Genomic DNA, 20,295 nt, shown 5'->3' with positions numbered 1-20,295 from the left:
TTGAAACCGATATGACTGCTTCCGACCGCCGCCCGGTGTACCTGGACCACGCGGCGACGACCCCGATGTTGCCGGCAGCGATCGAGGCGATGACCTTCCACCTCGCGCGCACCGGCAACGCGTCGTCCCTGCACGGCTCCGGCCGCTGCGCCCGGCGGACCGTCGAGGAGTCGCGCGAAACGATCGCCGCCGCGCTCGGAGCCCAGCCGAGCGAGGTCGTGTTCACCTCCGGCGGGACCGAGTCGGACAACCTGGCCCTGAAGGGGCTGTGGTGGGCCCGGCTGGCCGAGGATCCGCGCCGGCGCCGGATCCTGCTGAGCGGGATCGAACACCACGCCGTACTCGATCCGGCCGTCTGGCTGGCTGAGCACGAGCAGGCCGAGATCGAGTGGCTGCCGGTCGACGAGCTCGGCCGGGTGCGGCCGGACGACGTACGGCGGGCGATCGAGCAGGACCCGGAGTCCGTGTCGTTCGTCACGTTGATGATGGCGAACAACGAGGTCGGCACGCTGCAGCCGGTGCGTGAAGTCGCGGAGATCGCGAAGGAGTACGGCGTCCCCGTGCACACCGACGCCGTCCAGGCTGTCGGGCAGGTGCCGGTGGACTTCGCCGAGTTGGGCGTCGACGCGATGACCGTGTCCGCCCACAAGCTCGGTGGTCCCTACGGAATCGGTACGCTGGTCGTCCACAAGGAGACGAAGCTGACGCCGGTCCTGCACGGCGGCGGGCAGGAGCGCGACGTACGCTCGGGCACTCTGGATGCTCCCGCGACGGCCGGATTCGCGGTCGCGGTCGAGCATTCGGTGAAGCACCAGGCGGACGAGGCGCGGCGGCTGACCGAACTGCGGGATGCGCTGATCAGCGGCGTCGTCAACACGGTCGAGGGCGCCAAGTTGTCGGGGGACCCGGCGGACCGTTTGCCCGGTAACGCACACTTGTCCTTCAGCGGCTGCGAGGGCGACTCGCTCCTGCTGCTGCTCGACGCACGCGGGATCGAGGTCTCCACCGGCTCCGCGTGCAACGCCGGGGTCGCCGAGCCGAGCCATGTCCTGCTGGCCATGGGGTACGACGACCAGCGGGCGCGCGGATCGCTGCGGTTCACCCTCGGCCACACCAGCACCCGCGCCGACATCGACGCCGTACTGGACAACATCGGACCGGTGGTGGAGCGGGCCAAGTCCGCCGGACTGCAGAACGTGGGAAGGAACACCTGATGCGGGTACTCGCAGCCATGAGCGGCGGGGTCGACTCCGCCGTCGCGGCGGCGCGGATGGCCGAGGCCGGGCACGACGTGGTCGGAGTGCACCTGGCGCTGAGTCGCAACCCGCAGTCGTACCGCAGTGGTGCGCGCGGCTGCTGCACCATCGAGGACTCCCGCGACGCCCGCCGCGCCGCGGACGTGATCGGCATCCCGTTCTACATCTGGGACCTGGCCGAGCGCTTCCACGCCGACGTGGTCGAGGACTTCGTCAGCGAGTACGCCGCCGGCCGGACGCCCAACCCGTGCCTGCGCTGCAACGAGAAGGTGAAGTTCAGCGCCGTACTCGAGCGGGCGCTGGCGCTCGACTTCGACGCGGTCGCGACCGGGCACTACGCGCGGATCGTGGACACTCCGGACGGCGCCCGCGAGTTGCACCGGGCGGTGGATCCGGCCAAGGACCAGTCCTACGTGCTCGGCGTACTCACCCAGCAGCAGCTCGCGCACGCGTTCTTCCCGCTCGGTGACACGGTCAAGACCGAGGTGCGGGCCGAGGCCGAGCGGCTCGGGCTGTCGGTGGCGGCCAAGCCGGACAGCCACGACATCTGTTTCATTGCCGACGGCAACACTCCCGGCTTCCTCGACCAGCACCTGGGCCAGGCGCCCGGCGACATCGTCGATGCGCAGGGCAACAAGCTCGGCGAGCACAAGGGCACGCACGGCTTCACCGTCGGCCAGCGCAAGGGCCTGCGGATCGGTACGCCGGCCGCCGACGGCAAGCCGCGGTTCGTCCTCGACATCAGCCCGGTCGACCGCACTGTCACGGTCGGCTCGCGCGAGGAGCTGGCGGTCTCGCATCTGACCGCCTCGAAGCCGCGGTGGTGCGGACCCGCGCCGGCGTCGGAGCTGCACGTCAAGGCCCAGCTGCGCGCGCACGGCGAGGAGGTCGCTGTCACCGCCCGCCTCGAGGGTGACCAGGTGCAGGTCTCCTTCGATGAGCCGGCGTCCGCGGTCGCACCCGGTCAGGCAGTCGTGCTGTACGACGGGACGCGCGTGATCGGCTCGGCCACGATCGACACGGTCTCCCGCGTGGCAGCGCAGCACGCATGAACGAACGCAGTGAGTTCATCATCAAGCACAGCCGATCTCGTGTCTCATCCGCGCCCGGAGCGAAGCGAGGACGTGGATGAGCACAACCGGCCTGGGGTCGCTCCCGGGCGATGACATCCGCGAGTGGACGAAGGTGCTGCTCGAGGCTGTCGACATCCCGTTCCTCGCCGAGCTGCCGGCCCGTCCGTACGGCGACATGCTCAGCCGGGCGGTCGCCGTACTGAATGAGCTTGCTGTGGACCTGCAGCCGGCGGGCTGGCGGCTCACCGGGGGTGGCGATCCGCGGGCGAGTCTGGACCAGCGGCGGGCGCGGTCGCTGCTGGCTGAGGACCTGGATGCGCTCGAAGAGTTGGCAGATGGTTACAGCGGGCCACTGAAGCTCCAGCTCACCGGACCGTGGACCCTGGCATCCACTGTGGAGTTGCCGCGCGGTGACAAGGTGCTGGCGGACCACGGTGCCCGGCGGGACCTCGCTCAGACGCTGGCGCTGGGCCTGAGTGATCACGTGGCCGAGGTACGACGTCGTGTGCCTGGTGCGGAGGTCGTCGTACAGATCGATGAGCCGGGGCTGCCTGCTGCGCTGGCTGGAGCCGTGCCGACTGCTAGTGGCTGGAGCAAACACCGGTCTGTGGACGGCCCGGGGGCGGTCGAGTTGCTCAGTCTCGTGACCACGCAGGCACCGACAGTCATCCACTGCTGCGCCGCACGACCGCCGATCGAGGTCCTCACGAAGTCCGGCGCCACCGGCGTTGCCGTGGACATCTCCCTGCTCAACAACGCCGCCTGGGATCAGATTGCGATCGCGGCTGAGGCGGGCGTGACGCTCTATGCAGGGCTGATCGCCACCACAGGCGCTCTGCCGAACGAGGAGCAGGCCGCCGACCCACTGGTCCGGCGCTGGCGTGAGCTCGGACTCGACCCTGAGCTGCTCAAGAAGGTCGTGATCACACCCGCATGTGGACTGGCTGCCTCCCCGTCTCCGGCCGATGCGCGGTCCCGCCTCGAACTCCTGCGGCGTACCGCGGATGCCGTCGCCGAAGCCGCGGAGAACAGCTGAAACGTCGGTGACCCCCGCCAACACCCCGCCGCCGAAGGCGGCGCTTTCTTTCCTGGGAACGTCGGTGGTGGGTTGTAGGTTTTGCACATGAGCACGGAGATTCCCGAGACGACTGCTGCCGAACAGCCTGCTGCGCCCGCTGAGGTGCGGGAGCGGCATGCCGATTTGAGCAAGGAGATCGAGGACCACCGGGTGCGGTACTACCTGGCCACCTCGACGATCTCGGACGCGGACTTCGACGCGCTGATGCACGAGTTGCAGGCGATCGAGGAGCAATACCCCGAGCTCCGGACACCGGATTCGCCGACGCAGAAGGTCGGCGTACCGATCTCCACCCTGTTCACCCCGGTGCAGCACCCGACCCGGATGGAGAGCCTGGGCAATGCGTTCTCCGCCGAGCAGATGGAGGCCTGGGCGAAGCGGCTGGAGCGGGAGGTGACCGTCAAGCAGATCCACGACAGCGGTTTTCTGTGCGAGCTGAAGGTTGACGGCCTCGCCCTCGACCTGGTCTACGAGAACGGGCGCCTCGTCACCGGCGCCACCCGCGGCGACGGCCGCACCGGTGAGGACGTCACGCCGAACGTCCACACGATCAAGAGCATCCCGAACGAGTTGGAGGGCAAGGACCACCCGGCCTTCCTGGAGGTCCGCGGCGAGGTCTACTTCCGGGTCGAGGACTTCGAGGAGCTGAACGCGCAGCTCGTCGAGGCCGGCAAGGACCCGTTCTCGAACCCGCGCAACAGCGCCGCCGGTTCGCTGCGGCAGAAGGATCCGCGGGTGTCCGCGAGCCGCCCGCTGCGCTTCGTCGTCCATGGCCTCGGCCGCGTCGATGGGTATCACGTCGCCCGGCTGTCGTCGGCGTACGACCAACTGAAGGCCTGGGGCCTGCCGGTCAGCGACCGCGCCCGCAAGGTCGAGACGCTCGAGCAGGTGAACGAGTTCATCGCGTACTACGGCGAGAACCGGCACTCGGTCGACCACGAGATCGACGGCGTCGTGGTGAAGGTGGACGAGGTCGACCTGCAGCGCGCGCTCGGCTCCACCTCGAGCGCGCCGCGCTGGGCGATCGCGTACAAGTACCCGCCCGAGGAGGTCACCACCAAGCTCCTCGACATCGAGGTGAACGTCGGCCGCACCGGCCGCGTCACGCCGTACGGGAAGATGGAGCCGGTCCGGGTGGCCGGCTCGACGGTCGAGTTCGCGACCCTGCACAACGCGCAGGAGGTCAAGCGCAAGGGCGTGTGGATCGGTGACACCGTCGTACTGCGCAAGGCCGGCGACGTGATCCCGGAGATCCTCGGCCCGGTGATCGATCTGCGGCCCGACGACGCCCACGAGTTCGTCATGCCGACCGAGTGCCCCTCCTGCGGTACGACGCTGCGCCCGATGAAGGAAGGCGACGTCGACATCCGCTGCCCGAACAACAAGTCCTGCCCGGCGCAGTTGCGGGAGCGGCTGTTCCACCTGGCCGGGCGGTCGGCCTTTGACATCGAGGTGCTGGGGTTCAAGGGCGCGGACGCGTTGATCAGCGGCGGCCTGATCACCGACGAGGGCGACCTGTTCGCGCTGACCGAGGAGGACCTGGCGCGCAGTTCGTTCTTCACCACCAAGGCCGGGGCGCTGTCGGCGAACGCCCAGCGCCTGATCGCGAATCTGGAGCAGGCCAAAACCCAGCCGCTGTCCCGCGGCCTGGTCGCGCTGTCCATCCGCCACGTCGGCCCGACCGCGGCGCAGGCCTTGGCCGCGGTGTACGACGACATCGACGCGGTGCGCGCGGCGAGCGAGGAAGAACTGTCCGAGATCGAGGGTGTCGGACCGACCATCGCGCACGCGGTGATCGAGTGGTTCGAGGTCGACTGGCACCAGGCGATCGTGGACAAGTGGAAGGCGGCCGGCGTCGAGTTGCGGCAGGAGCGGACCGGTCCGACCGTCGAGCAGACACTGACCGGTCTGTCGATCGTGGTCACCGGGACGGTCGAGGGATTCAGCCGCGACGAGGCGACCGAGGCGATCGTGTCCCGGGGCGGCAAGGTCGCGAGTTCGGTCTCGAAGAAGACGTCGTTCGTGGTGGTCGGTGACTCGCCGGGTTCGAAGTACGACAAGGCCGTCCAACTCGGCGTACCGATCCTCGATGCCCCCGGTTTCCGCGTCCTGCTGGACGACGGCGCGGACGCTGCCGCCGAGGTTGCGACCACCCCCGAACCCGGAGACGCGTAGCACACCGGATTCCACGGATCCGGCGGCCGGACTGAGCCGTCGGACTGTTAACTTTGCACGTCTACACGTGGGTTCAGAAGGAGCGAATATGACGACGCCGCCGCAGGGACCGTGGGGTCCTGGGCAGCCGGGGGGCCAGCCAGGCGGGCAGCAAGGGGGACAGGGAGGTCAAGGCGGCTGGGGACAACAGCCTCCGGGCCAGGGCGGTGGCGGTTGGGGCCAGCGCCCGCAGCAGCCACCGCAACAGGGTCAGCCCCCACGCCAAGGGCCCCCGCAACAAGGCCAGCCTCCGCAGCAGGGTCAGCCCCCGCAAGGGCAGCCTCCGCAGCAAGGCCGGCCCCCGCAGCAGGGCGGCGGCTGGGGACAGCAGCCGGGGCAGCCGCCTCAGCACGGCCAGCCAGGTCAGGGTCAACCCGGCCAGGGGCAGGGCGGCTGGGGTCAGCGCTCCCCGCAGCAGCAAGGCGGCGGCTCCTATCAGCAGCAGCCGTGGAGCCAGCAGGGCCAGCAGCAGGGCGGTTGGCACCAGCAGCAAGGCGGTCAGTCCGGCCAGCAGCAGTGGCAGCAGGGCGGTCCCGGCAAGGGTCCCGGTGGCATCAGCAAGGACAAGATGCCGCTGGTGATCGGTGGCGGTGTCGTCGGCATCGTGCTGATCGGTCTGCTGATCTTCCTCGGTGTCCGCGCCCTCGGCGGTGACGACAAGCCCGAGGCCGGTCCCACCAACGGGCAGTCGCAGCCGACCGGCAACCAGAGCAACGGCGAGGACGACGGTTCGCTCGGCGAGTCGACCGGCCAGGCGAAGACCGCAACCGAGAAGCTGCAGGGCATCGGGTTCCGGTGCAGCGACCTGTTCAACACCGAACAGGGTGCGCACCGCGGCTGCTTCAAGTACGACGGCGCCACCGAGGCCGAGGCGGTCTTCCAGTTCCAGAAGGACGGCACCATCCTCGGCGTCCTGCTGCGGTCGCAGAACGAGGACAACGTCAACAACGCCGGCGTCACCTTCGACGCCGAGCTGCAGGCGATCGGCAACGACACGTTCGGCGGCGGCGAGGTCAAGAAGATCCAGGACGCGGTCAAGACCGGCCAGAAGTCGCAGAAGGTCGGCAGCAGCTGGGGCGAGTTCGAGCTGCGCAACGACGGCGACGACCTGCAGCTGTCCGGCGGCAAGTCCGGCGCCGACTCGCTCGACCTGCCGCGGAAGGCGTTCGACACGACCGAGCCGCAGCTGGTCGCCGCGCTGAAGACGAAGAAGTACGTCTGCACCAGCTCCTGCAGCAAGCAGGTCGGCAAGTACGGTTCGCAGCGGGTCTACTCCTACGCCGGCAAGGGCGAGGGCATCCGGTCGCTCGAGGTGAGCGCGTCCGGTGATCCGGCAGACGTGAAGACGGCGTTCCCGGCTGCGGTGAACGACGCGTTCGGCGCGCTGAAGGGCGAGGACGTGGCCGCGGTGAAGGAGTACGTCGACAAGCACAGTGACGGCAAGTCGTACGCTGCTTATGTGGCCGGATGGCGGGTCGAGATCACCGGCAACAGCGAGGACGACTACGCCTCGCAGCGGATCTCGGTCAGCTACGAGACCTTCTACGTCTGAGCAAGCGCACAACGGAGGCCGGATGAAGTTCCCCCACGAGAAGCGGGATGCCCGGGCGGTGGTCAAACCGCCGCCCGAGGCATCCCAGCGGGTCGACGGCGGTGGGCCCTGGGGGCCTACCCAGTTCGACCTCCCGGAGCGTTCCGGCAGCAACAGCCAGGCGATCCTGATCGTGGCCCTGGTCGGGGTCGTCGTCCTGCTGGTGATCGCAGGGCTGTGGACGCTCGCCTACTTCAAGTTCACGTAGGCGAGCCGAACGGCGGCCAGCAGTACGGCGGTGCGCGGTAGGGCAACGGTCAGGCGGTCGCGCGGATGGTGACTGCCAGCGACGCCAGGTAGCTGAGCCGGGCCACCTCGGAGGCCAGGAACTCCGGCCCGCCACGACGCCCGATGACCAGCATCCGGCGGTCGGACTCCAGCGGCGCCGCGACCAGAACAGATTCCGCGAGACCCTTGTGCTCCATCGGGGACGCCATTGTGGTGGCCTTCTTCAACGGCAGCCAGGTCGCCGCCACGTCACCGAACTCCGGCGTGGCGCTGGTCTCGAGCGCCACCTTCACCTCACTGCCCGTGCCGTCGAGCAATGCAGCCCAGTCGGCGTGCAGCACGGCCGGTGACTGCTCGACCAGGATGTCGATCGCGTCGGCCGGGGCAGACGTCATCTGCTCCACGGCCTCGAGGTCCATGTGCAGTCCGCCGCCGGCGCCGTACCGGGAGAACCAGATGACCTCGACGTCCGCGACGCTGTTGCACGCGGAGACGAGTCGGTCCGGCAGTACGCCGGTCGGCACGTCGACCACGATGTCGTCGACAGCGGTGCCGTTCTCACGGCGGTGCTCGACGATCTCGATCGCGTGGATGTCGGCGTTCACCTCACCGAGGGCGGTGGCCACGGTGCCGAGCGAACCGGGCCGGTCCGGGATGATCAAGCGCAGCAGGAACACCGAACGATCATCTCCCAGCCGATCACCTTGCGCGTAACGCCCTGTCGCGGCCCATGTTACAGAGCGGAACCCGAAGACACGCCCGGCCCTCTCGGCCGGCGAACCCGCAGCGTTGTCCACAGCCCGGGGGACAAGGAAACGCAGCCGATACACGAGCCCACTAGGATGGCCGGGTCCGGGCCGAATTCACCCCGGTCAATCCTCAAGAAACCATTGGATCAGTTCATGCCATCGATTACCCGCGAAGAGGTCGCGCACCTGGCGCGACTGGCGCGGATCGAGCTCACCGACGACGAGCTCGACCACCTCGCCCCGCAGCTCGACCAGATCATCACCTTGGTCGGGCAGGTCAGCCAGGTGGCCGCGGACGACATCCCGCCGACCTCGCATGCCCTCCCGCTCACCAACGTGATGCGCGCGGACGAGAACGTGCCGTGCCTCACACCCGAGCAGGCGCTGTCCGGTGCGCCGGCCGCCGAGGAGCAGCGATTCCGGGTGCCGCGGATCCTGGAGGAGGACTGACATGAGCGACCTGATCCGCAAGACCGCGGCAGAGCTCGCGGAGCTGATGACGTCCGGCCAGGCCAGCTCGGTGGAGATCACCCAGGCGCATCTGGACCGGATCGCCGCCGTCGACGGTGACGTGCACGCGTTCCTGCACGTCGACACCGAGGGCGCGCTGGCGCAAGCCGCCGCTGTGGACACCCGCCGGGCGGCGGGCGAGGAGCTCGCTCCGCTGGCCGGTGTCCCGCTGGCGCTGAAGGACGTGCTCACCCAAGAGGGCATTCCGACCACCGCCGGCTCGAAGATCCTCGAGGGCTGGAAGCCGCCGTACGACTCGACGATGGTGAAGCGGCTGAAGGCGGCCGGCATCGTCATCCTCGGCAAGACCAACATGGACGAGTTCGCGATGGGCTCCTCGACGGAGAACTCGGCCTACGGCACGACCCACAACCCGTGGGATCTCGGCCGGATCCCGGGTGGTTCCGGCGGTGGGTCTTCGGCCGCACTGGCGGCCTACGAGGCACCGCTCGCGATCGGCACCGACACCGGTGGCTCGATCCGGCAGCCCGGCGCGTTCACCGGGACGGTCGGGGTCAAGCCGACGTACGGCGGGACCTCGCGGTACGGGCTGATCGCGCTGGCGTCTTCGCTCGACACGCCTGGTCCGTGTGCACGTACGACGCTCGACGCGGCGCTGCTGCACGAGGCGATCGCCGGCTACGACCCGATGGACTCGACGTCGATCAACCAGCCGGTCCCGGCCGTCGTCGCGGCGGCCCGCAACGGTGACGTGGCCGGTCTGCGCGTCGGCGTGGTCAAGGAGCTCGGTGGCGAGGGGTACCAGCCGGGTGTCGAGGCGCGCTTCCACGAGGCGGTCGAGCTGCTCACCAAGCTCGGCGCCGAGGTGGTCGAGGTCTCCTGCCCGCACTTCCAGTACGCGCTGCCGGCGTACTACCTGATCCTGCCGAGCGAGGCCTCGTCCAACCTGGCCAAGTTCGACGCGATGCGGTACGGGCTGCGGGTCGGCGACGACGGCACGAACAGCGCGGAGAAGGTGATGAACCTGACCCGTGAGGCGGGCTTCGGTGACGAGGTGAAGCGCCGGATCATGCTCGGCACGCACGCGTTGTCGAGCGGGTACTACGACGCCTACTACGGCCAGGCGCAGAAGGTGCGGACGCTGATCGCCCGCGACTTCGTCAACGCCTACGAACACGTCGACGTACTCGTCTCGCCCGCGACGCCGACGACGGCGTTCGCGATCGGTGACCGGATCGACGACCCGATCGCGATGTACAAGAACGACCTCTGCACGATCCCGTCCAACCTGGCCGGCAACGCGGCCGCGTCGTTCCCGTGCGGTCTGGCCGACGAGGACAACATGCCGGTCGGCTTCCACGTGATGGCGCCGGTGCTGCGCGACGACCTGTGCTACACCGTCGGTGCCGCGCTGGAGTCCGCGCTGGCCGAGCAGTGGGGCGGCGTACTGATGACCAAGGCTCCGGAGCTGGAGGTGACCCGATGACTGCCGACGTCCTCGAGATCGACGACGCGCTGGCGCAGTACGACCCGGTGATGGGCCTCGAGGTCCACGTCGAGCTGAACACGAAGTCGAAGATGTTCTGCGGCTGCCCGACCGAGTTCGGCGCGCCGCCCAACACGCAGACCTGCCCGGTCTGCCTCGGCCTGCCCGGCGCGCTGCCGGTGGTGAACCGGCGCGGCGTCGAGTCCGCGATCAAGATCGGCCTGGCGCTGAACTGCGAGATCGCCGAGTGGTGCCGGTTCGCCCGGAAGAACTACTTCTACCCGGACATGCCGAAGAACTTCCAGACCTCCCAGTACGACGAGCCGATCGCGTACAACGGGTGGACCGAAGTCGTCGTCGACGGTGAGACGTACCGGATCGAGATCGAGCGCGCCCACATGGAGGAGGACACCGGCAAGTCCACCCACGTCGGTGGCGCGACCGGCCGGATCCACGGCGCGTCGCACTCGCTGGTCGACTACAACCGGGCCGGTATCCCGCTGATCGAGATCGTCACCAAGACGATCGAGGTGCCGGGGGACAAGGCCGCGGCGGTGGCGCGCGCGTATGTGAGCATGCTGCGCGACCTGCTGCTCGCGCTCGGCGTCTCCGACGTCCGGATGGACCAGGGCTCGCTGCGCTGCGACGCGAACGTCTCGCTGAAGCCTTCGGGCTCCACTGTTCTAGGCACCCGGACCGAGACCAAGAACGTCAACTCGTTCCGCTCGGTCGAGCGGGCGGTGACGTACGAGATCACCCGGCAGGCGGCGGTGCTGTCGGCCGGCGGCAAGGTCGTGCAGGAGACCCGGCACTGGCACGAGGACACCGGTATCACCACCTCGGGCCGGGAGAAGTCCGACGCCGAGGACTACCGGTACTTCCCGGAGCCTGACCTCGTCCCGGTGGCTCCGTCGCGCGAATGGGTCGAGGAGATCCGCGCTTCGTTGCCGGAGGCACCTTCACTGCGGCGGGTCCGGCTGCAGGAGGAGTGGGCCTTCACCGATCTCGAGATGCGCGACGTCATCAACGGCAACGCGCTCGAGCCCATCGTCGCAACGGTCGAGCTCGGGGTCACGCCGGCGGCCGCGAAGAAGTGGTGGCTGGGTGAGCTGGCCCGGGCCGCGAACGAGTCCGGTCAGGAGTTGGAGGCGCTGGGCGTCGGCCCGGCCGAGGTCGCTGAGGTGCAGAAGCTGGTCGACGCCGGTTCGCTGAACGACAAGCTGGCGCGGCAGGTCTTCGACGGCCTGATCAAGGGTGAAGGCACGCCGGCCGAGATCATCGAGAAGCGTGGCCTGGCCCTGGTGTCTGACGACTCGGCGCTGATCGAGGCGATCGACCGTGCGATCGCGGCCAACCCGGACGTGGTCGAGAAGGTCAACTCCGGCAAGCCGGCCGCGGCCGGTGCGTTGATCGGCGCGGTCATGAAGGACATGCGCGGTAAGGCGGACGCGGCGAAGGTCCGCGAGTTGCTGAACGCCAAGCTGGGCATCTGAGCCTGGTCGCCGGACCCCCGCGGGCATCGCCTGCGGGGGTCCGACGCGGTTCAGGCTGCTTTCTTGTCCTTGTGGGGTGCGTTCGCGATGACCTCGCGTTCGACCCGGCCGTCGTCGTCGACGTCGGTGGCGTCGGCGAGCAGCGTCCGCGCGACCGACAGTTCCTCGGACGGGCAGCGCACCTCGAAGCGGGTCGGCACGACCTCGGTCGTCACCGCCTTGGGCCGGTTCCGCACGAGTCCCCGGAACAATCCCCAGAGCGCACCGATCAGTACGCCGTACACGAAGCCCCAGACGACGACGGCCAGGCCGGTCAGGGTCGTCTCGGCGACGAGGGTGACGAAGACGGCGGCGAGGATGCCGAGCAGCGCGCCCTGTACGGCGCCGACGCCGGTCAGCTTGGCGACCGGGACGACCCGTTGTCTGCGGGCCTGTCTCAGGTCGGATCCGACCACCTCCAGGCTGCCCGGTTCCATCCCGTAACTGCGCAGATAGCTGACCGTCTGCTGAGCATCCTCGAAGGTGCTCACCGAAGCGACCACACTGCTAGGGACAACGGACACCTGATCGGGCCGCATCACCAACTCCTCCCTCGACCGGCTGTTCTGTAAGGCTTCCCCCACTAGTACCAGACGCGCAAAGCCTTCAAACGGTTGTCGGTCAATGGCTGATGGTGATCCGGAGAATTCTGTCGTCGCCGTCGCGGGTGTCGGCGCGGCCGTCGGTGTTGGAGGTGGTCAGCCACAGCGAGCCGTCCGGCGCGGTCTCGACCGTGCGCAGCCGGCCGAACTGGTTGGTGAAGAACGCCTGCGGTTCGCCGGTTCGCTTGCCGTTGGCAACTGGTATGGCCCACAACCGCTCGCCGCGGAGCGAGGCCATGAAGATGTGCCCCTGCGCGAACGCGATCCCGCTCGGCGACGCGTCGCTGGTGTGCCACTGCGCGATCGGGTCCGCCATACCGTCGAGTCCGCTCACGCCCTCCGCGGCCGGCCAGCCGTAGTTCGTGCCGGCGGTGATCGCGTTCAGCTCGTCCCACGTGTTCTGGCCGAACTCGGCGGCGTACAACTGCTTGCCGTCGAAGGCGAGGCCTTGCACGTTGCGGTGGCCCTTGGAGAACCAGAGCCGGCCGTCCGGATTCCCCGGCGCCGCCCTGCCGTCGGTCGTGATACGCAGGACCTTCCCGCCCAGCGATCCGTCGTCCTGGGAGTTCGGCCGGTCCGACCCGTCACCGGTGCCGGCGTACAGGTACCCGTCCGGACCGAACCGCAGTCGCCCGCCGTTGTGGACCGCCGACTGCGGGATCCCGTCGAGGATCACCTGCTGGTCGGACAGTTTGTTGTTCTGGTACGTGATCCGGGCGATCCGGTTGTCGTCGCCGGTCGAGTAGTAGGCGTAGATGTACGGCTTGCCCGGGTACCCCGGATCCACCGCCAGCCCGAGCAGTCCACCCTCGGACGACGGGTCGACGTCGTCCACCTCGCCGACCTCGTTCACCTGGCCGCCGGCGATCCGCTTGATCTTGGCCGAATCCCGCTCCGCCACGAGCGCACTCTTGTCGGGCAGGAACGCGAGCCCCCACGGTACGTCGATCCCGGTCGCGACCGTCGACGCCACGGTCAGCTTCACCGGCCCTTGCTGACTCGTGCCCGGTGCCGGGCCGGACGTCGTACCGGTGCTGCTCGGTGCGGGCGTCGTACTGGGTGCGGAGGTGCCGGGACCCGCTGTCGTCGCGCTACCGTCATCGGAGCATCCCGCCGCCAACGCCAGCGCGGTCAAAACCACCGCAGCCCGTCCCCGTTGCCTGACCCTGGTCCCGCCCACGCCGTCTCCTCAGGTCGTCCTGCACCCAAGCTAGCGTCCAACACCAGCCCGCACGGCGGGAATCACCCGAGCTGCAACCAATTCGAGAGACCGCAGCGCCGCCTCGTGCGACATGGTTGGAAGGCGCAACCAGTGCGCGAACTGGACGAACCGGGTCGCCGCCTGCAACTCGATCAGCCGCCCGGCGACGTCCTCCGGCGTACCGACCAGATAGTCCTCCCGCCGCAGCGCCGGTGGCTCGGTCCCGCCGTACGACGCGATTTCCCCTTCCAGATAAGCGATCCCAGGCGCTGCGGCGGCCCAGGCTCGATCGGCGTCTTCGTCGACGTGCATGATGCCCGTGCAGATCAACGGCGGCGGGTCCTCGACGACCTCGTCCAGCAGTTTCCGCCGGGCGATCAGATCCGCCGGGGTCGCGCAGTAGATGATCACGCCGTCGCCCACTCGCGCTGCCCGCTGCAGCCCCGCCTCTGTCACTCCAGCGGCGTAGATCGGGATCCGATGGCCGGGCCGCGGTGTCACCGACAGGTCGCCCGCCCACGCTCGCCGGATCGTCTCCACGCCTTCTTCGAGCAGTGCCCCGCGCCGTCGTCGATCGGCTCCGAACGCGGCGAACTCACGCTCGGCGTACCCCTGACCGACCCCCAGCACGAACCGCCCACCGGACACCAGGTCCAGCACAGCCGCGTTCTCCGCGACCCGCAACGGATGGTGCAGCGGCAACACCAGCACGTTCGTCCCGATCCGAATCCGCGATGTCCGTCCCGCAAGCACCCCCGCCATCACCAATGGCGACGGCAACACGCCATCCGCGGCCAGATGATGCTCCGACAACCAGGCCCCCTCAAACCCGAGCTCGTCGGCAACCGCCACCTCCTCCACCCGTTCCCCCGAGTACCCCGCCCCCTCTTCTCGAACATCCACCAGTACCCCGAACTCAACATCCACCCCACCACCGTCTCCCGCCCCACCAGCCCCCGTCCAATGCCAACAACCCCCCAACTCCATGCAGCCCACACATGAGAATCTCTGAAAGAACCCACGCACACCGCAGCCCTGCAGAGGCTTGTCCGAGCCTTCTGTCCAGACACGGAGCCTGAGTACGTAATTCTCGTCCGTGACGCGGAGAGGCTCCGGCATCTGGGTGCCGGAGCCTCTGCTGGTGGAACTCAGCTGAGCCAGGTGGGGCGGAGGGGGAAGTGGGCGTTGTGGTTGGGGTCTAGTTTTACGGCCAGGAACTGGTGGAGTTGGGTGTTGTTGCGTTCGAAGCCGACTCGGCAGGCGGCCAGGTAGAGGCCCCAGATTTTGGCGATGGGGTGGCCTACTTCGGCTACGGCTTCGTCCCAGTGGGTTTGGAGGTTGTCGGACCAGGCGGCCAGGGTGAGGGCGTAGTGCTCGCGGAGGTTCTCCGAGTGACGGACCTCGAAGCCGGCGTCCTGGGCTTCGGCGATGATGCGGCCGGAGCCGATCAGTTCGCCGTCGGGGAAGATGTAGCGGTCGATGAAGGCGCCGGTGGAGCGGAATCGGTTGTCCGGCCGGGTGATGCAGTGGTTCAGCAGCCGGCCGCCGGGCTTGAGCCGGTCGAGCAGGAAACCGAAGTACGACGGATAGTTCCGTACGCCGATGTGCTCGGTCAGACCGATCGAGCTGATCGCGTCGAAGTCGCGCTCCGGCACATCGCGGTAGTCGAGGAACCGTACCTCGGCCAGATCCTCCAGCCCCTCGCGCTTGATCGCCTCCGACGCCCACTCAGCCTGCGCGGACGACAACGTGACGCCCAGCGCGCGAACGCCGTACTCGCGGGCCGCGTGCCGGACCATGCCGCCCCAGCCGCACCCGACGTCGAGCAGCCGCTGCCCTGCCTTCAGGTCGAGCTTCCGCGCGACCAGGTCGTACTTCTCGTACTGCGCCTGCTCCAGCGTGGCATCCGCGGACGGGTACACCGCGCACGTGTACGTCATCGACGGCCCGAGGATCCACTCGTAGAACGTGTTCGACACGTCGTAGTGGTGGTGGATCGCCGCCTTGTCCCGGGTCCGCGAGTGGCGCAGTCCCTCGAACGTACGACGCCACTTCGGCAGGTGCTCCTGTGGCGGAGGCGGAGGCGGTTTCAGGTGGCTCCAGCCGAGCCCGCGGACGATCCGCAGCGCCTCCGCGGTCGTCGGCCGCTCGAAGTGCAACTGGTTGAGCATCATCCGCATCAGCTCGTACGGATTGGCCGGGTGCACGCCGGTGATCTCCAGGTCGCCCATCACGTAGGCGCGGACCAGGCCGAGGTCGCCGGGCGCGGTGAGTACGTAGGACAGGCCACGCTCGGAGGCGAGGTGCATGTGGATCGGCGAATCCTCCGGGCCGGTCGCGCTGCCGTCGTACGCCGTGAACCGGAACGGCAAGCCGTCCGGGGTCACCGTCGTGAGTGCATCGGCAATCGAAACCTGGGTCGCAAGCGTCGTCATCGGCGCGTCACCGCCTTCTCGTAGAGCCCGGTGAGCCGGGCGTCGGGGTCGTAGCGTTTCTTCACCGCGTTCAGGGCCGGAACGTTGTAGAGCCGGTCGAACGTGTCGCGGTCGTAGTAGGCATCGGAGTACAGCGACTTGTGGCCGTCGAAGCGGGCGACGGCGTCCTCGATCGCCCGGTTCACGTCACCGTCGGCGGCGCCGTCGGCTATCGCCACCGTGCCCCAGAAGCCCACGTTCACGTACGTCTCGCCGGGCTTCAGCGGATACAGCGGCCAATCGGTGGACCCGCGCAGCCGCAACGGGCACAGCCACACCGGCCGCATCCCCACCTCGGCGTCGAACCAGCGCAGGAACCCGGCCAGCTGCGACGCCGGGATCTCGACGTCCTGAACCACGCGTTCGCGGTCGGCGTGACCGCGCCGGCGATTGAGCCGTGCAGCGACGTGATGCCGGTTCTCGAAGCCGACGATCTTGTGGAACACGTCGCTACGGCGCCAGCGCCGCGGCCACACCCGCCGTACCCAGGGGTTCTGCGCACCGAACGCGGCCGAGCACCAGAACCAGTCGGTGTCCCAGCGCCACAGGTAGTCGTGCGCGGTGAGGAAGTCGGTCGGCCGCTGCTGGATCGAGCGGTAGTAGATCTGCTGGCCGGTGTAGTCGCTGGTCCGCACCGCCGCGTCGCTGTTGCGGCCGAGCGTCAGGTACGCCTCCGACGGCGTGAACGCCACTCCGTCGACGAAGTGCACCGGCTCGCCCTCGTACATGCCGGAGGCAACGATCTCCTCGATCACCGGACCCAGCCGGTCCAGGTCGGTCCGCACATGCCGGAGCGCGACGTACGGCGAGATCCGGTCGAGCTCGATCCGCAGCCGGGTCGCGTAGCCGAGCGTGCCGTAGGAGTTCGGGAAGGTGCGGAACAGCTCCGCGTGCTCACCCTCGGGCCGCGCCGTGACGAGCTGGCCGGCTCCGGTGAGGATGTCGAGCTCGAGGACCGACTCGTGCGGCAGGCCGGCGCGGAACGACGACGACTCGATGCCGAGTCCGGTGACCGCGCCGCCGAGGGTGATGGTCTTCAGCTGCGGGACGACCATCGGGGTGAGGCCGTGCGGCAGCGTCGCCGCGACCAGGTCCTCGTACGTGCACATGCCCTGGACGTCGGCCGTCCGCGCCACCGGATCGACCTCGATCACGCCGGTCAGTCCGGACACGTCGAGGCCGGGCCGGTCGAGTTCGCTTCGGGGCCGGAAGAGGTTGGAACTGCGCTTCGCCAGCCGCACCGGAGCGCCTGCGGGAATGCGTTCGTACGACGCCCGCAGCTGCCCTACCGCCTGATCGTGCTCGAGGGTCCCCACCAGATCCGATGTCGAAGGCACCGATCCAGAGTACGACGACGCATCGTGGCTGGCACGGGAGTTCACACTGTCGGAGCGGCCGAGTAGGTTCTTGGGCATGGCTGATGTGGTGAAGGCATGGCTGCCCTGGGAGGACCCCGACACCTTCCTCGGCGGGCTGCCCACGGGGTTCGACGTGGACTTCTTCGACGGTGGCGAGCGGCCGGCGTCGCTCGCCGAGGTGGAGTTCTACGTGCCGGGGTACATGGGCGGCTCGGAGGTGATCGAGGTTGTCCGGGAGATGCCCAGACTCAAGGTCGTGCAGCTGCAGACAGCCGGGTTCGAGCACATCCAGAAGCACGTCGCGGACGACGTCACCCTGTGCAACGCCCGCGGCGTCCATGACGCGTCCACGGCGGAGCTGGCGGTCGGCCTGATCCTGGCGTCGTACCGGCGCCTGCCGCGAGCGGTCCGGAACCAGGCGCAGGAGGTCTGGCCGTCGTCGTACACCGAGCTGGACGACTCGCTCGCGGACCGGACGGTGATGATCCTCGGGTACGGGTCGATCGGCGGGGCGCTGGAGCGACGGCTGACCGGGTTCGAGTGCGAGATCATCCGGGTCGCTCGGCGGCCGCGGGAGGGCGTGCACCCGATCACCGATCTTCCTGAACTGCTCCCGCGCGCGGACGTGGTCGTCGTACTCACGCCGGCGACCGCCGAGACGCGGGGGATGGTGGACGCGAAGTTCCTGGCCCAGCTCAAGGACGGCGCACTGCTGGTGAACGTCGCGCGCGGTGTCGTCGTGGACACGGACGCGTTGCTGGCGGAGCTCACCACGGAGCGGATCAGCGCCGCGCTCGACGTGACCCATCCCGAGCCGTTGCCCGCCGGCCATCCGCTGTGGTCGGCTCCGAACGTATTGATCAACCCGCACCGTGGCGGCGCGTCGACGGCCTTCGAGCCGCGAGTTGCTCGCCTGGTGCGCGCCCAGCTGGAGCGCTACGCGAACGGGGAAGCACTCATCAATGTGGTGGCGGGGCCGCCACGCTAAAGGAGGACAACGATGTCCGAGGCCGTACTGCTGATCGGGACCAAGAAGGGGCTCTGGATCGGCCGGAGCGACGCTGCGCGCCGGAAGTGGACCCTGGACGGCCCGGTGCCGGAGTTCGAGATGCAGGGCGTGTACGCGGTCGGCATCGACACGCGCGGCGACCGGCCTCGGCTGTTCGTCGGCGGGACCAGTGAGCACTGGGGCCCGGCGGTGTTCCACTCCGACGACCTCGGGACGACATGGGCCGAGCCGCCGCAGGGCTCGATCGGGTTCCCGGAGGGCGCCGAGGCGTCGCTCGAGCGGGTCTGGCAGATCCAGCCGGCGCCAGAATCGCAGCCCGGAGTCGTGTACGCCGGGACGCAGCCGTCGGCGCTGTGGAAGTCGACCGATGGGGGAGTGACGTTCGAGCTCGTCCGCGGTCTGTGGGACCACCCGCACCGCAAGGAGTGGGGCGCCGGCTTCGGCGGGCAGGCGGTGCACACCGTGCTGCCGCACCCGAGTGACCCAAAGCGGGTGAGTGTCGCGATGTCGACCGGTGGCGTCTACCAGACCGCCGACGGTGGTACGTCGTGGTCGCCGGCGAACCACGGGATCAAGGCGAAGTTCATGCCCGACCCGGATCCGGAGTTCGGTCAGTGCGTGCACAAGCTGGCCGGGCATCCCGACGTACCGGAGCGGATGTTCGCGCAGAACCATCACGGGGTCTACCGGTCCGACGACGGTGGCGCGATCTGGAAGTCGATCGCGGACGGGTTGCCGTCGGACTTCGGGTTCCCGATCGTGGTGCATCCGCACGACCCCGACACGGTGTACGTCTTCCCGCTGGTCGCGGACGCGAACCGGATCCCGACCGAGGCCAACTGCCGCGTCTACCGATCCCGCGATGCCGGAGCGACCTGGGAGCCGTTGTCCACCGGACTGCCCGACGTCTCGTTCGTGCCGGTCCTGCGCGACGCGATGACGACCGACACGGCCGACCCGGCCGGGGTGTACGTCGGCACGCGCGACGGCTGCGTGTACGCGAGCCCAGATGGCGGCGACACCTGGGTCGAGGTGGCGAGTCACCTGCCGGACGTGCTGACCGTGCGCGCCGCGGTGCTGGGCTGACGATGGTCGCGATCAGGCTGCCGACGGTGCTCAGACCGTTCGCGGGCGGAGCCGAGAGGGTCGAGATCGAGGCCGGCGGCGAGCCGACCCTCGCCTCGGTCCTCGCTGCCCTCGAGGCTCAGCACCCGGCGCTCCGCCGGCGCCTGACCGACGAGCAGGGCGCGATCCGCCGGCATGTGAACGTCTACCTCGGCAACGACAACATCCGCGACCTGGACGGTCTGGACACCAAGCTGCCCGACGACGCCGAGCTCCTCATCCTCCCGAGTGTCGCCGGCGGTTAAATGACTGCCGTTCGCCGGCCAGGTTGGTTAGCGTCTGGCGGCATGACTGGCGAGCTCATCGTGCTGACCGGACCGCCTGGCGCAGGCAAGTCGACCGTGGCCGAGTTGGTTGCCACCGACGCGGAACGCCTGACCGTGCACCTCCTGACCGATCAGTTCTACACGGCCATCCGCACCGGCTTCGTGCCGCCGTACCTGCCTGGGTCGGCGGACCAGAACGACGTGGTTGTCGACGTGATGGTCGGGGCAGCCACGACGTACGCACGAGGCGGGTACGACGTCGTGGTGGACGGGGTCGTCGGCCTCCACTACGTGCCACCGTTCCGCGCCGCCGCGGAGCAGGCCGGCCTGGTGCTGTCGTACGTCGTACTCCGGCCGGATCTCGAGACCACGCTCGGCCGGGACCGGGACCGGGGCGGCGACTCGCTCAAGGATGCCGGAGCGATCACCGGGCTGCACGAGATGTTCGCCGACCTGGGTGAGCTGGAGTCGCATGTGATGGACACCAGCGGACTGGACGCGGCCGCCACGGCGGACGAGGTACGGCGTGCGGTCTCGTCCCAGCGCTTCCGTTTGGTCGGGTGACGACGGAGAGCGATTATC

20 protein-coding genes are annotated in these 20,295 nt (G+C 69.0%); 13 read left to right on the top strand and 7 right to left on the bottom strand.

The window, feature by feature from the left end:
- The first annotated feature begins 11 nt into the window (after positions 1-11).
- From E0H73_RS14870 to ligA, 4 genes are all read left to right on the top strand, one after another.
- Positions 12-1,214, top strand: a complete 1,203-nt coding sequence (locus E0H73_RS14870) for a cysteine desulfurase family protein (protein WP_131355471.1) — start codon at positions 12-14, stop codon at positions 1,212-1,214.
- A complete protein-coding gene (mnmA, locus tag E0H73_RS14865) occupies positions 1,214-2,308 on the top strand; it encodes a tRNA 2-thiouridine(34) synthase MnmA (protein WP_131355468.1) in 1,095 nt (364 codons plus the stop codon). Before E0H73_RS14870 ends, mnmA begins: the two co-directional genes overlap by 1 nt.
- A gap of 76 nt (positions 2,309-2,384) precedes the next feature.
- Positions 2,385-3,365, top strand: coding sequence for a uroporphyrinogen decarboxylase/cobalamine-independent methonine synthase family protein (locus tag E0H73_RS14860; RefSeq protein WP_131355465.1), 981 nt, complete (start codon positions 2,385-2,387; stop codon positions 3,363-3,365).
- An 87-nt stretch (positions 3,366-3,452) separates the two neighbouring features.
- Positions 3,453-5,582, top strand: coding sequence for an NAD-dependent DNA ligase LigA (gene ligA / locus E0H73_RS14855; RefSeq protein ID WP_131355461.1), 2,130 nt, complete (start codon positions 3,453-3,455; stop codon positions 5,580-5,582).
- Between the two features lie 73 nt (positions 5,583-5,655).
- Here the strand turns inward: ligA and E0H73_RS47190 are convergent, their stop codons facing one another.
- Positions 5,656-6,105: a hypothetical protein gene (locus E0H73_RS47190; protein ID WP_238164013.1), complete on the bottom strand. Its 450-nt coding sequence runs from the start codon at positions 6,103-6,105 to the stop codon at positions 5,656-5,658.
- An 84-nt stretch (positions 6,106-6,189) separates the two neighbouring features.
- Here E0H73_RS47190 and E0H73_RS14850 point away from each other — a divergent pair, with 84 nt between their 5' ends.
- The gene (locus tag E0H73_RS14850) at positions 6,190-7,173 is read left to right on the top strand and encodes a hypothetical protein (RefSeq protein ID WP_238164012.1); all 984 of its coding nucleotides are present in this window, start codon (positions 6,190-6,192) and stop codon (positions 7,171-7,173) included.
- 22 nt (positions 7,174-7,195) lie between these two features.
- Positions 7,196-7,420: a hypothetical protein gene (locus tag E0H73_RS14845; protein WP_131355455.1), complete on the top strand. Its 225-nt coding sequence runs from the start codon at positions 7,196-7,198 to the stop codon at positions 7,418-7,420.
- 49 nt (positions 7,421-7,469) lie between these two features.
- On the opposite strand, the gene E0H73_RS14840 is transcribed toward E0H73_RS14845, so the two are convergent.
- Complete coding sequence (locus E0H73_RS14840) at positions 7,470-8,117, bottom strand: ACT domain-containing protein (RefSeq protein ID WP_131355452.1); 648 nt, start codon at positions 8,115-8,117, stop codon at positions 7,470-7,472.
- 225 nt (positions 8,118-8,342) lie between these two features.
- Between E0H73_RS14840 and gatC the strand changes: the two genes are divergently transcribed.
- From gatC to gatB, 3 genes are read left to right on the top strand one after another with little or no spacing between them, the layout of a single operon-like run.
- Positions 8,343-8,639, top strand: a complete 297-nt coding sequence (gene gatC / locus E0H73_RS14835) for an Asp-tRNA(Asn)/Glu-tRNA(Gln) amidotransferase subunit GatC (RefSeq protein ID WP_131355449.1) — start codon at positions 8,343-8,345, stop codon at positions 8,637-8,639.
- Position 8,640: 1 nt separating this feature from the next.
- Entirely contained in the window at positions 8,641-10,146 is a 1,506-nt protein-coding gene (gene gatA / locus E0H73_RS14830) for an Asp-tRNA(Asn)/Glu-tRNA(Gln) amidotransferase subunit GatA (protein ID WP_131355446.1), read from the top strand.
- Entirely contained in the window at positions 10,143-11,639 is a 1,497-nt protein-coding gene (gatB, locus tag E0H73_RS14825) for an Asp-tRNA(Asn)/Glu-tRNA(Gln) amidotransferase subunit GatB (RefSeq protein WP_131355443.1), read from the top strand. Before gatA ends, gatB begins: the two co-directional genes overlap by 4 nt.
- A 50-nt stretch (positions 11,640-11,689) precedes the next feature.
- Here gatB and E0H73_RS14820 read toward each other — a convergent pair whose 3' ends face one another.
- The 5 genes from E0H73_RS14820 to E0H73_RS14800 all read right to left on the bottom strand — a co-directional run bounded on the left by E0H73_RS14820 (position 11,690) and on the right by E0H73_RS14800 (position 17,292).
- Positions 11,690-12,169 carry a hypothetical protein gene (locus tag E0H73_RS14820; RefSeq protein ID WP_131355440.1) on the bottom strand — a complete coding sequence of 160 codons (480 nt, stop codon included), beginning with the start codon at positions 12,167-12,169 and terminating at the stop codon, positions 11,690-11,692.
- 130 nt (positions 12,170-12,299) lie between these two features.
- Positions 12,300-13,421 carry a PQQ-dependent sugar dehydrogenase gene (locus E0H73_RS14815; RefSeq protein ID WP_238164011.1) on the bottom strand — a complete coding sequence of 374 codons (1,122 nt, stop codon included), beginning with the start codon at positions 13,419-13,421 and terminating at the stop codon, positions 12,300-12,302.
- Between the two features lie 69 nt (positions 13,422-13,490).
- Positions 13,491-14,408 carry an LLM class flavin-dependent oxidoreductase gene (locus E0H73_RS14810; RefSeq protein WP_165555674.1) on the bottom strand — a complete coding sequence of 306 codons (918 nt, stop codon included), beginning with the start codon at positions 14,406-14,408 and terminating at the stop codon, positions 13,491-13,493.
- 221 nt (positions 14,409-14,629) lie between these two features.
- On the bottom strand, positions 14,630-15,916 hold the full coding sequence (locus E0H73_RS14805) for an SAM-dependent methyltransferase (RefSeq protein ID WP_131355430.1): 1,287 nt from the start codon (positions 15,914-15,916) through the stop codon (positions 14,630-14,632).
- Complete coding sequence (locus tag E0H73_RS14800; RefSeq protein ID WP_238164010.1) at positions 15,913-17,292, bottom strand: FAD-binding oxidoreductase; 1,380 nt, start codon at positions 17,290-17,292, stop codon at positions 15,913-15,915. Before E0H73_RS14800 ends, E0H73_RS14805 begins: the two co-directional genes overlap by 4 nt.
- Before the next feature lie 76 nt (positions 17,293-17,368).
- Between E0H73_RS14800 and E0H73_RS14795 the strand changes: the two genes are divergently transcribed.
- From E0H73_RS14795 to E0H73_RS14780, 4 genes are read left to right on the top strand one after another with little or no spacing between them, the layout of a single operon-like run.
- Positions 17,369-18,301: a 2-hydroxyacid dehydrogenase gene (locus E0H73_RS14795; protein WP_131355425.1), complete on the top strand. Its 933-nt coding sequence runs from the start codon at positions 17,369-17,371 to the stop codon at positions 18,299-18,301.
- Positions 18,302-18,313: 12 nt separating this feature from the next.
- Positions 18,314-19,408, top strand: a complete 1,095-nt coding sequence (locus E0H73_RS14790) for a WD40/YVTN/BNR-like repeat-containing protein (protein WP_131355422.1) — start codon at positions 18,314-18,316, stop codon at positions 19,406-19,408.
- A 2-nt stretch (positions 19,409-19,410) separates the two neighbouring features.
- Entirely contained in the window at positions 19,411-19,692 is a 282-nt protein-coding gene (locus E0H73_RS14785) for a ubiquitin-like small modifier protein 1 (protein ID WP_131355419.1), read from the top strand.
- 42 nt (positions 19,693-19,734) lie between these two features.
- Positions 19,735-20,277: an AAA family ATPase gene (locus E0H73_RS14780; protein WP_131355416.1), complete on the top strand. Its 543-nt coding sequence runs from the start codon at positions 19,735-19,737 to the stop codon at positions 20,275-20,277.
- The last annotated feature ends 18 nt before the right edge of the window (positions 20,278-20,295 follow it).

It is taken from the genome of Kribbella pittospori, assembly GCF_004331465.1.
In the GTDB taxonomy this organism is placed as follows: Bacteria; Actinomycetota; Actinomycetes; order Propionibacteriales; family Kribbellaceae; genus Kribbella; species Kribbella pittospori.
This window is presented reverse-complemented; position numbering and strand designations above follow the sequence as displayed.